This is a genomic window from Xylophilus sp. (assembly GCA_009914555.1).
GTDB lineage: Bacteria > Pseudomonadota > Gammaproteobacteria > Burkholderiales > Burkholderiaceae_C > WNDY01.
Map to the genome: position 1 here is coordinate 1 of WNDY01000126.1, position 3,325 is coordinate 3,325.

At 49.4% G+C, this 3,325-nt stretch carries 6 protein-coding genes; 2 read left to right on the forward strand and 4 right to left on the reverse strand.

The genetic code is table 11. The annotated features are described in order from the left end of the window. Positions 1-319 precede the first annotated feature (319 nt). From GAK38_RS23715 to GAK38_RS23725, 3 genes are all read right to left on the reverse strand, one after another. Complete coding sequence (locus GAK38_RS23715; RefSeq protein ID WP_325347339.1) at positions 320-1,045, reverse strand: hypothetical protein; 726 nt, start codon at positions 1,043-1,045, stop codon at positions 320-322. A gap of 35 nt (positions 1,046-1,080) precedes the next feature. Then, on the reverse strand, positions 1,081-1,641 hold the full coding sequence (locus tag GAK38_RS23720) for a hypothetical protein (RefSeq protein WP_325347340.1): 561 nt from the start codon (positions 1,639-1,641) through the stop codon (positions 1,081-1,083). A gap of 82 nt (positions 1,642-1,723) precedes the next feature. Continuing rightward, on the reverse strand, positions 1,724-2,371 hold the full coding sequence (locus GAK38_RS23725; RefSeq protein WP_325347341.1) for a helix-turn-helix domain-containing protein: 648 nt from the start codon (positions 2,369-2,371) through the stop codon (positions 1,724-1,726). Between the two features lie 298 nt (positions 2,372-2,669). Here GAK38_RS23725 and GAK38_RS23730 point away from each other — a divergent pair, with 298 nt between their 5' ends. Further along, positions 2,670-2,807: a hypothetical protein gene (locus tag GAK38_RS23730; RefSeq protein ID WP_325347342.1), complete on the forward strand. Its 138-nt coding sequence runs from the start codon at positions 2,670-2,672 to the stop codon at positions 2,805-2,807. After that, entirely contained in the window at positions 2,804-3,046 is a 243-nt protein-coding gene (locus GAK38_RS23735) for a GapR family DNA-binding domain-containing protein (protein WP_325347343.1), read from the forward strand. Before GAK38_RS23730 ends, GAK38_RS23735 begins: the two co-directional genes overlap by 4 nt. Before the next feature lie 5 nt (positions 3,047-3,051). Here the strand turns inward: GAK38_RS23735 and GAK38_RS23740 are convergent. After that, the coding region (locus tag GAK38_RS23740) for a hypothetical protein (protein ID WP_325347344.1) at positions 3,052-3,325 on the reverse strand (274 nt) is incomplete at its 5' end.

The window sequence follows — 3,325 nt, forward strand, 5'->3', positions numbered from 1 at the left end:
AGAAGCGCGGACGATTACCTTTTCGCCAATAAGCGGGCTTGCCGGTGAAGGCTGAGCTACAGCGCCGCCAAACATTGCGGCCAACTGCTTCGCTTCTCCAATTGTCAGATTGTCTAATGCACTCATCACTCTCTCCAAATTAGGTTGAGAGCGCGGCTCCCAACTCGTTTGTTGAGATAAAGGTACAAAACGTACCCTATAAAGTCAATAAGAAAAGATACAAAAAATACCCGCTAGGTACAATTAGTGACGATTGGTTGCGAATCACAATAAAAAAGCCCCGCTTTCGCGAGGCTTGGTATGGGTAGGGCTGGTAAGGTTAAGCGGCTTGCTTCAGACTGATAAAGGCTTCTTCTGTCGCGTCAGCTGGCAAAATTCTTGCTGTGCGTGCAAGCAATGATAGGTGTGGTGTGTCCTTAATTCGGGCAGGGACCGCAACGCGAACCGTTAATTCATCCCCCGCGTCCTTAACATCAAGGAAGCGTGAAATTGCCGAGTTGACCGAGTTTTGGTTCGCTGTGACCGTTTGAAACAATATCGGCGTGCCAGCTTGAACGACTGCATCAAATCGCCAGTTTTCAGACCGGCCACTGTATTCTCCATCAATCTCAATATCAGACCTATCGAATGTTTGGAATATTCGCTTCAAAAGCATGTCTTTTTGAAGCTCTACTTTTTGCTCGGTCAAAGCAGATTGGGTCATATCAACCGCAGCCTTAGATGCATTTGCTACAGCTATTGTCGCGGTCACTAAAGCGTAGTCTGGAACTTCAATGTCAAACACCTGATCGCTATCGAAGCTAACCCCGTGCTTTTTCGCTTGCTCTTTCGCCAACCGGGTGAAAATTCGATTCCCGCCGAGAAGATCAGCTTCGCGACGAGCTGCTCCGTAATCTGATACGAAATACCCATTCTCGGATTGTGCTATGCGCACAACAACGCAACCGCCACCTGGATAAAGAAGCGGAGTAACGATCTGGTATTGACCGTTTCGCTCTTGAGCATATGCCAATGAGCGAGCAATTTTGTCGGCCAAAGTTGACATTCGATCAGTGTTCGGAATCATAAATCCTAATGTGGTCATACGTTTAGCCCCCTTTGTCGCTCTGGCAGAGGCAATTCCGTCGCGCCTGCGATGTTCCATTCAATCTCAATTAGCCGCAGAATATCACGAAATGAACGTGGTTCGGCATCAAAATTTATAGCGGCTCTGAGGTTGCCAATTGGTTTAAAAGAATGGGCACCAATTGCTTTATTCTCTTTAAAGCGATGATAGTGCGTTTCACCCACCTGCGGCGGTAGACCGGGAATGCTGCGCCAATCAGCGTTCATATGGGGACTATTCGACCAAAAGTCCATTCTTGATATGCATGTCCAATTATTGTCGGACGCTTCAAGCGTGCAGGTAACGTCTTCGGTTGGCCTGCCTTTCCAAATAATTATGCGTAGTTGCAGGCTTTCCAAATTCACGCCGTTTTGATCACATAATGATACCAGAAGGGTCGTTCGCTGTGCAATGTGCGACAAAAGTGGGCCTTCGTTTCTTGGCTTTTTAACATCAAGCCAACCGGGCCAACCAAAAATGGACTTGGGTTGATCGTGCAACGCTTCCCATCGATCAAGCCGTTCTTTATCCGACATTCAACCCCGCACCCCGCGCCATCATATAGTCAATAACTTCTCAAATTCTTCCGGCGATAGCGCCGCTTTCAGCACCGTATCCTCACATATCGATAACAGAGCGCTTGACGCGACCAATTACAGTAATTGCGCCTTCCAACATTGGAGGTTCGATATCTTCAAAAGATGCTGGCTGAAATTGCGGATCCTCGTTCGGGCGATAACGTTTATATGTCGCTTTCCCGGTTTCATCGCAGATCACGTAGCAGCCGTTTGATACAAGGCGCTTATCTTTCATGTTCACGAAGATGATGGAATCTGGTGGACTGATCTTATTCATAGATGGGCCATCCACGCGGAGGGCAATCCAGTCACCCTCCGGCAAATTCACAGCAGGAACAGTAGGGAATTGGGTTAAGTCAGACACGCCGTCCTGATGTGTCATCTCTCCGGCGCTGATCCAGGATACGAACGGGATATCCTGTACGTCCGGTACTTCTTCGGAGAAATCTAGTGGGTCGCCTTCACCCAACATTAACCATTTGAGGCTGACCCCGAACAACTTGGCATACCGGCGAGCGTCCACCACTTCAAAGCCATTCCGGCCTTGTTCATGAGCTTTGTAATTATTGATACTAATGTTGAGCTTCTCAGCAACCGGCGTCGGCCCTTTAAACCCGGCGTTTTTCCGGGCCTCGACCAGCCTAGCTGCACGTTCTTCGCGCTCTATTCTTTTCTGCTCTTTATTCATGGTGCAAAAAATACCCGCATTTCGGGTACAAGTAATGTCCGATACTGCTTGACAAGATAGGTATAAAATGTACCTTATTCACTATGACACACGTAGATATCATCAATCTTTGGCCTTCACTTTCCGATTTCGCTAGCGATTTAAATGTTCGCTACGGGACAGCGAAGGCTATGCGTCGTCGCGGTTCAATACCTCCAAGCTACTGGCATGACTTGGTTAGAAAGGCACGAGCAAGGGGCATTAGTGGCGTGTCGATGGTAGCACTTGCGCCCAAGCGCTCCCATGCGAGGGCAAACGCATGACTGCCCTAAACCTCTTTGCTCTGATCATTCTCATGGTTGCTGGCATCAGTGCCGACAGCAAGTTTCTCATGTTTTGGGCTGGCGCAAACGCCATGGTCGTTTTGTACGCCCTCTTAGGAGTGGTGCAGCAGTGAGCAATTCCCGTCTCAAATCTTTCTATCAGCGCTGGGAACGTCTTGAGGAAGCCAAGAAGGCTAACGGCGACGAGATGAAAGGCGAAGGTCACGACACGAAAGCGGTTCGCGCTGCGTTTCGTCGTGTTGCTGCGTTTGAAGTTGCTGAAAAGAAAGAAGAAATTGAAGGTCATGAGGCCCTCGTTGAGCAGTATTTCGCCGCCCTTACGCGCGACACGCGCGAGGGAGGGGCGGAATGAGTGCTTCAGTTGGCTGTGTCTTTCGGTGGGGCCTTGAGTGCCTCAATGGCTATATTCAGAGCGTCTCGAAGTTGTACAGCCATGTCGTTGTCAAAGCGAAGTCTGGCAATAATTGCGGCCTCGCTTCTGAGTGCGCCATCCGGCACGACACCGGCCCGATTGGAGGTCAGGCACATAACGTGCTGACTTCCCCAATATCCGCCTGTGGCAATACCATTAACGACAAGTTCGCGACCTTCTGTCAGGTCGATGAAAAGGGGAGTGTCGGAACTTTTTATG